General features: G+C 72.8%; 6 protein-coding genes. 1 reads left to right on the top strand and 5 read right to left on the bottom strand.

Annotation, left to right across the window (positions count from 1 at the left end; all coding sequences use genetic code 11):
- From QR77_RS46990 to QR77_RS29060, 4 genes are all read right to left on the bottom strand, one after another.
- Positions 1-1,231: AMP-binding protein (locus QR77_RS46990; RefSeq protein WP_040024986.1), on the bottom strand; the 1,231-nt coding region annotated here is incomplete at its 3' end.
- A gap of 11 nt (positions 1,232-1,242) precedes the next feature.
- Positions 1,243-1,974 (bottom strand): aspartate/glutamate racemase family protein, encoded by a 732-nt coding sequence (locus QR77_RS29070; RefSeq protein ID WP_052489135.1) that lies wholly within the window; start codon positions 1,972-1,974, stop codon positions 1,243-1,245.
- Between the two features lie 23 nt (positions 1,975-1,997).
- On the bottom strand, positions 1,998-2,729 hold the full coding sequence (locus tag QR77_RS42445) for a rhomboid family intramembrane serine protease (RefSeq protein ID WP_052489134.1): 732 nt from the start codon (positions 2,727-2,729) through the stop codon (positions 1,998-2,000).
- Positions 2,726-3,334 (bottom strand): TetR family transcriptional regulator, encoded by a 609-nt coding sequence (locus tag QR77_RS29060; protein WP_040028843.1) that lies wholly within the window; start codon positions 3,332-3,334, stop codon positions 2,726-2,728. The genes QR77_RS42445 and QR77_RS29060 overlap by 4 nt, the downstream gene beginning before the upstream one ends.
- 145 nt (positions 3,335-3,479) lie before the next feature.
- Here QR77_RS29060 and QR77_RS29055 point away from each other — a divergent pair, with 145 nt between their 5' ends.
- Entirely contained in the window at positions 3,480-4,547 is a 1,068-nt protein-coding gene (locus tag QR77_RS29055) for a glucose-1-phosphate thymidylyltransferase (RefSeq protein ID WP_040024985.1), read from the top strand.
- A gap of 125 nt (positions 4,548-4,672) precedes the next feature.
- On the opposite strand, the gene QR77_RS29050 is transcribed toward QR77_RS29055, so the two are convergent.
- The coding region (locus QR77_RS29050) for a non-ribosomal peptide synthetase (RefSeq protein WP_052489132.1) at positions 4,673-7,630 on the bottom strand (2,958 nt) is incomplete at its 5' end.

Here is a 7,630-nt window from a genome sequence, read left to right as displayed (position 1 = left end):
CGGCCGGGTGGGCGCCCGGCTCCGTGACGGGCCCGCCGCCGTCGCCGCCGTCGCCGCCCAGCCAGAGCACCTCGCGGAGTGCGGGCAGCCCCGCGCAGTGGGCCAGGACGGCGGGCACCGTCTCGGGGTCGGTGAGGACCACGGGGGCGGCGAGCGCCTCGATCAGGCCGCGGACGCGCTCGGCGGGCAGCGCCGGGTCCACCGGGGCGTACGCGGCCCCCGACTTGAGGACCCCGAGCAGTGCCACCACGATGTGTACGGTGCGGCGCAGCGAGAGCGCCACGAGGTCGCCGCCGCCGGCCCCGGCGGCGGCCAGCCTGGCGGCCAACCGGTCCGCGGCCGCGTCGAGTTCGGCGTAGCTGAGGCGCTCCTCGCCCTGAACGACGGCGAGCGCGTCCGGGGTTCTGGCGGCCTGGAGCTCGAACAGCTCGTGCAGGCAGCGGAGTTCACCCCGGTCGGTCGCTGTGTCGTTCCACTCATGGACGATCCGGTCGAACTCACCGGAGAAGAGCATGCCGAGGCCGTCGAGCGGGTCCCCGGGCGCCGCCTCGGCGAGCGCGGTGACCATCCGGTCGAGGTGGGTGAGCAGGCGCTGCGCGTCGACCGTACCGATGCGGTCCACGGCGTGGTCCACGACGAGCCCCGGCTCGGGTCCGAGCGCGACATGCAGCTCGATCGCGTACGGCGGGGCGGCGGGGACCGCGGAAGGGGCTGGCCCGGGGGCCGGGGCGGTGGCTGCGGCCGGGTCGGAGGCGGGCTCGGTGGCCGTCCTCCGACATCGGGCCGCGATGTCGAACAGCGCGGTGTCGTCCGGAAGATCGGCGCAGGCAGCGAACTGACGTGCCGTCAGGAAATCGTGTCGCCGGCCGCTCTCGACCTGGTCCCTGATCTCCCGAAGGTACGCGCCGACGCGCCGCGCGCTCCCGGGGCCGCCGACCCGCAGGGGCAGTGGCTCGGTGTCTGTGGCGTCCATGGCCGCCCCGAAGAGGACGTCGCGCTCGCCCGCGTGGGCGGCGAGCACCAGAGCCCAGGCGCCGAGCACCAGGTGCTCGGTACCGATCCCGGCCGCCCCGGCTGCCCGGTCCAGCAGGGCCGTACGCCCCGGTGTCCACGGCAGCCGGGCCCTGGCCCTGTCACGTCCGGCGGCGGTCCGCTCGATACCGAGCCGGGTCGGCTGGGCGAACCCCGTAAGCCGCTCCCGCCAGTACCGCAGTGCGCTCTCCGACTCCACGTCGAACTCCTCTATGCAGCAAGCAGGGTCTTCAGATGAGTGGCCACGGTCAGCAGCGGGTCGATGATCCGGGGGCCGCCGTCGCCCCGGGCCCGCAGCCATCGCGTCAGCAGGTGAATCTCGGTACATCCGGCGATCAGTCCCTGGCAGCCGTGCTCCCCGGCGAGCCGCAGAAAGGGCTCGGCGAGTTCGGCGGTGACCGGCTCCCACTTGAGGCGGTAGAGAAGCCGGTGCAGGGCGTCCTGGGTGGCGGGGCCGGGCAGCACGACACGGCGTGCCACCTCCGGCCAGCGGGCCGCCTGTTCGAAGATCCGCGCGTCCCGGGTGCCGTGGGTGGCGACCAGCAGGAAGCGTTCGCCCTCCCCGCTGGCGGCCAGATCGTCGACGACCAGGTCCACCAGTGAGATCAGCCGCTCCCGCTGGGCGGGGTGCAGCAGGCCGATGAAGTGGTGGGCGGTCACGCAGGGCACGACGACCCGGGTGGCTCCGAGGTCGAGCAGCCCGGCCAGTCGCAGCCGGAGCCGCTCGGTGAACTCGGCCTCCCTTCCCGCCCGGATCTCGTCGGTGCGGTCGGGGAAGGCCGGGTCTGAATCCAACAGGCAGCGCGGCAGGCCCTGTTCGGCCACTCGCCCGACCTGCTCGGCGGCCACCTCGTACACGGTCTGCAAGAACCCGGCGGAGGCGAAAGGCCCCATCCCGCCGAGTACTCCCAGCACGCCACTTCCGCTCGCGGTGGTCGTCATGCGCTCAGTAAAGCCAGGGCGCGCTAGGGGGTTTGCCAGTTCCTGTCCGAGACATTCCGTCGTACGGGCAGGAGGACGCCCAGCACCACACCGGTGACCAGCCCCACACCGTGGTTGTCGTGCAGCAGGATCATCGCGGGCGCGCCCAGCAGCAGGAGCACCGTCAGCAGGATGCGCAGCCCGCCGGTCTTCCCGAGGCTCCACATCCGGCCGGACACGGACAGGGAGACCGAGCCGACCACCATCGCGGGGATCAGACTCGTCAGGTCGAGGACGGCGAGATAGGCCATGAAGTACGCGGCGTACAGGTACGCGGGGAAGCGGGGCCGGTAGCCGTACCAGATGGCGACCATCAGCGCGCCGATCAGCCCGGCGACGGCGTCCGACGAACCGGATCCGGTGCCGTGCGGCTCCCAGTGGTACGCGCCGAGCACACCGGCGAGCCCGGCGGCCAGGTAGACCAGCAGCCAGCGCATCCGGCCCCAGTACGGCTCCAGGCTGACGCCGATGACCAGGCTGCCGACCAGGTTGAAGCCGTACTGCCACCAGCCGGCGCCCTGGACCAGGATCGGGGTGATCAGCCGCCAGTACTGGCCGGAGTGCAGCGCGTCCGGGTCGCGTTGCAGGGTGTCCAGGATCGCGGGGTGGAGGAGTTGGGCGAGGCCGATCAGGGCCGTCGACAGGGTGATGACCAGCGTCACCGCGTAGGCCCGCCAGCCGGTCCGGGTCTCTCGTACGGCAGCAACGGCGGTCATGACGTCCTCCGGGTGGCCAGGTCGAACAGGGTGACGATCTCGGTGGCGTAGGAGTCCGCGTCCAGGCCGGGCCTGGCCTCCAGCGCCATGGGGAAGCCCTCGACGCAGCGCTGCACGGCGGCCGCCATCACATACGGGTCGAACGCCCGGAACTCGCCGGCTGCCTGCCCGTCCCGCAGGATCCGCTCGATCGGGGAGAGCACCTGGTCGTGCTCGATGGCGTCGATGTGGAAGCCGCCCGCGGTGAACACGCCGAGCAGGGCCCCCATCTCGGTTCTCCGGGTGTCGGCGAACTCGATGTTGGCCCGCAGGTACGCCTCCAGCGCGCCGCGTGCCGTGGTCGTCCCGTGCGTCCGTGTCCCCACGTACTCCTCCAGGGCCGACAGCACCTGCACCACCACTTCGGTGATGAGGTCCTTCTTGTCCTTGAAGTGGTACGAGATCAGCCGGGTGCTGGACAGCTCGGCCCGCTCGGCGATCCGGGCGAACGAGGCGGCGGCGAAGCCGTGTTCGGCGATGGTCTCGATCGCGGCCCGGACGATCTGGCCGCGCCGCGCCGTGGCGGTGAACGAGAGCGGCGTGTCGCATGCCCGATTTACTTCCATGAGTAACATCTGCCACGGTCGAGTAACAACAAACCCCGGAAATCCTGTCGCTTTCCTCAGTCCCGGCCGGGCTAGCGTGACCGCCACCGCCACCGGCCAGGTGACGGCCGCCTTCCACGCTCTTCCACGGAAAGCAGGGAATGACATGAAGGCCCTTGTGCTCTCAGGGGGCGCGGGCACCCGGCTGCGGCCGATCACCCACACCTCGGCGAAGCAGCTCGTGCCCGTGGCCAACAAACCCGTGCTGTTCTACGGATTGGAGGCGATCGCGGAGGCGGGGATCACCGAGGTCGGCATCATCGTCGGCGAGACCGCCGAGGAGATCCGCGAGGCCGTCGGCGACGGCTCCAAGCTCGGCGTCCATGTGACCTATATCCCGCAGGAGTCGCCGCTCGGTCTCGCCCACGCGGTGCTGATCGCCCGGGAGTTCCTCGGCGACGACGACTTCGTGATGTACCTCGGCGACAACTTCATCGTCGGGGGCATCGCCGGTCTGGTGGACGAGTTCCGCGCCGAACGCCCCGCCGCCCGGCTGCTGCTGACCCAGGTGCCGAACCCACGCGCGTTCGGCGTCGCCGAACTGGACCCCGCCGGGCGGGTGGTGGGCCTCCAGGAGAAGCCGGCGGAGCCGCGCAGCGACCTGGCCGTGGTGGGCGTGTATCTCTTCACGCCGGCCGTGCACGAGGCGGTGCGGGCCATCGAGCCGTCCTGGCGTGGCGAGTTGGAGATCACCGACGCCATCCAGTGGATGCTGGACCAGCGCCTGGACGTACGGTCCACGCTGATCTCCGGCTACTGGAAGGACACCGGGAACGTCGTCGACATGCTGGAGGTCAACCGCTCGGTGCTGGAGACCCTGGAGCGCCGGATCGAGGGCCGGGTGGACGAGGCCAGCGAGATCGTCGGCCGGGTGGAGATCGGCGAGGGAGCCGTCGTGGAGGGTTCACGGATCGTCGGCCCCGTGGTGATCGGGCCCGGCACCGTCATCTCCGGCTCGTATGTGGGCCCGTTCACCTCCGTGTCCGAGAACTGCCGGATCGAGGACAGCGAGATCGAGTTCTCCATCGTGCTGCGCGACTCGTCGCTGCTGGGGGTACGGCGGGTGGAGGCGTCCCTCATCGGCCGCAATGTCGAGGTCACACCGGCGTCGAGGGTGCCGGACGCCCATCGGCTGATCCTGGGCGACCACAGCAGGGTGCAGATCTCGTCCTGACGGGGCGCCGGTGCCGAGGCGCCCGCCGGGTGCGGGAGTTGCTTCCGTACCCGGCGGGCGCCCGTCGCCCGCGTCCCGTCAGCCCGTACCGCCTCGTCAGGCCGTACCGTCCCCCCTCAGCCCGGTCAGTCCCGGGTCTCGGCGATCGCCTTGCGGGCCAGCTCGCCCACGGTGTCCAGGGTGGGGCGGCGGATGATCCGGCCGAGCCCTGCCATGAAGGCGGCCTCCCCCGCCGCGCCGACGACCGTACCGCCCACCTCGGCGAGCATCGCGAGCATCAGCACGGAGTTGCCGCCGAGCCGGTGGAAGTCGGCGGCGCCGTCCAGCCGCCGAGCGTCGACGCCGAGGGTCCTGGCCCAGATCCCGGCGATGGCCGCGCCCACCTCGTCGGCCGGCTCCTGCGGTCGCATGGTCTCCGCCGCAGCCCCTGTCGCTGCCGGGCCGTCCTCGAACGGGTCGGGCAGCGCCCGGAGGTCGATCTTGCCGTTGGCGGTCCGGCCGAAGCCGTCCACCAGCCTGATCGCCCCCGGCACCAGGTGCCTCGGCAGCCGGTCGGCCAGGAACTCGGCGAGTGTGTCGCGGGACACCGCCTCGCGGGCGACCGCCCAGCCGCACAGCACCGTGTCGCCGCGCGGGCCGCGCCGGGCGGCCACCACCGCGCGGCTCACCGCGGGGTGCGCCTCCAGGGCGTGCGCGACCTCGCCCGGTTCGATCCGGTGGCCCAGCACCTTCACCTGGTCGTCGGCCCGCCCGATGAACTCCAGTTCGCCGGAGGGCAGTAGCCGCGCCAGGTCACCGCTCCGGTAGACCCGCGAGCCGTCGGCGAGGCGGACGAAGCGCTCCCTGGTCAGGTCGGGCCGCCCCCGGTAGCCGCGCGCGACCTGCGCGCCGCCCAGATACATCTCCCCCGCCTGCCCCTCGGCCACCGGCTGCCGGTCGGCGTCGAGGAGGCGGACCGTACAGCCGGCCGCCGGCGCGCCGATCGGCACCACGGCGAGCGCGTCGTGCTCGGGCCCGTACCGGTTCACCACACAGCCGACGGTCGCCTCGGTGGGACCGTAGTGGTTGAAGATCCGGCAGTCGGGGCCGAACTGCTCGGCCGCCCGGGCGGCGACAGCGGGCCGCAGCGGCTCGCCGCCGACCACCAAAGTGCGAAACCCTCGTGGATTCAGGTCGAGTTGGGCGATCAGGTCGAGATGCGACGGGGTGAGTTTGAGCGCGTTGGCCCCGGACTCCTCCAGGAGATGACGCAGCGTCAGATGGGTGGGCGGGCCCGGAATCAGTACGAGGGTGCCGCCGGCCAGCGTCGACAGATACAGGGCGGTGTTGGGCAGGTCGAAGGCGGGCGACGTGAAGACGGCGAAGCGCGTGGACGCGTCCACCTCGAAGCGTTCCGCCGCCCACTCCACGTAGTTGGCCAGTGCGGCGTGTCCGATCTCGACGCCCTTCGGCGCCCCGGTCGACCCGGAGGTGTAGATCACGTACGCCAGGTCGTCCGGCGCCGGGTCGCACCCCGGCGGTACGGGGGTCCGCCGCGCCCCGGCACTCACGCCGTCCGCCGCCGCCTCCACCAGCGGCGCAACTTCCAGCGCCGCGCATCCGGCAGGCAGGAACTCCCGGTCCGCCGACTCGCCCGGCACCAGGCAGATCTCAGCACCGGCGTCCGCGAGCAGCCCGGCCAGCCGCGCGTCGGGGTGTTCCGGGTCCAGCGGGCAATAGGCCGCGCCGGACTTAAGTACGCCCCACAGCCCCGCCAGCATCCCGGGCGACCGGTCGGCCAGCAGGCCGACCACGGCGCCCCGGCCCTGCCGTAGTTCCGCCAGCCGCGCGGCCACCGCCTCGGAGCGCGCGTCGAGTTCCGCGAACGTCAGCTCGCCGTCCGCGTGTTGGAGCGCCACCGCCGCCGGGTTCCTGGCAACGGCCGCCCTGAACCGGTCCACGACCGTCCCGCCGGTGACGCGCCGCGCGCCGGGGTCAGCGCCGGGGCCTGGGTCTGGGGCTGGGCCGTCCGGCCGGGGTCCGCGCAGGACTCCGCCCGCCCCGGCCCCCTCCGGCGTCAGCGCCTCGGCCACCGCGTCCAGCACCGCGCCCGCCCGCTCCTCGGCGCCTTCCCCTGCCCACCAGGCCAGGGTCAGTTCGGTCCTGCCGCCGTACTCGACGAAGTTCATCTCGGGCGACGACATCGCCGTGAGCAGCGGCAGCAGATAGGTGGAGCGCGCCTCGAACGACGGCGCGCAGATCTCGCCCGGTTCGATCCGGCCCAGGTCGGAGAGGACGGAGGCCGCCGCGTACTGGTCCTTCTTGGTGACCTCCAGGATCCGGATCAGCGTCCGCAGGGCGAAGAGCGGCATCTTCAGCAGGTTCGGGTCCAGCCGCCAACTGATCTCCCGGCCCTCGGCCATCGTGCTCAGCAGCTTCTCGTGCAGCGCCTCCCACGGCTCGTCGGCGGCGACCTCGAACAGCTCGGTCTGGATCATGTTGCCGGTGGTCCGCGCGTCCGGGAGGTGGCGGCGCAGGTCGAAGGCGATGGCGAAGTGGGCGGGGTCGAGCCCGTAGACGCGGGTGAGCGCCGTGGCGACCTTGGCGGTCAGCGCGGGGTGGTAGCCGTCCACGGTCCGCCGCGCCCAGGCGGTACGGGTCCGGCCGGCGGACTCGGGGCGGGGCAGCGGCGAGCGGTGCCACATGTCGGGCGCGGTCTCAGCGTGGGTGATGCCGAGCGCCTCGTACGCCTGGACGTCGGTGACCGGGTCGGCCGCGCCGACGGGCTCTTCGCCGCGCAGCGCCCGGAACACATCAGCGATCCACAGTCCCTTGCCACGGCCGTCCATGACGGCGTGCGAGGCGCGGAACACCAGCACCGTGGGCGTTCCCGGGCACCACAGCACCTCGCAGAACGAGCCGTCTCCGGTGGGCATCGGCTCGTGCACCGCGGGGATACCTGCCACGCCGAGGCCGCCCGGCGTCCCCTCGACCCGCCGGACCGGCGGCGGCTCCTCACCGGCGACCCACATCCGCCCGCGCCGGCGGAGCCGGGTGCCGGGGTGAACCGCCGAGGCGGCGGCCACCGCCGCCGTCAGCTCGGC

Origin of the sequence: Streptomyces sp. 150FB (assembly GCF_000818195.1) — a bacterium.
Classification (GTDB): Bacteria; Actinomycetota; Actinomycetes; order Streptomycetales; family Streptomycetaceae; genus Streptomyces.
The sequence above is the reverse complement of the archived record's forward strand: the minus strand, read 5'-3'. Positions and strand labels throughout refer to the sequence as shown.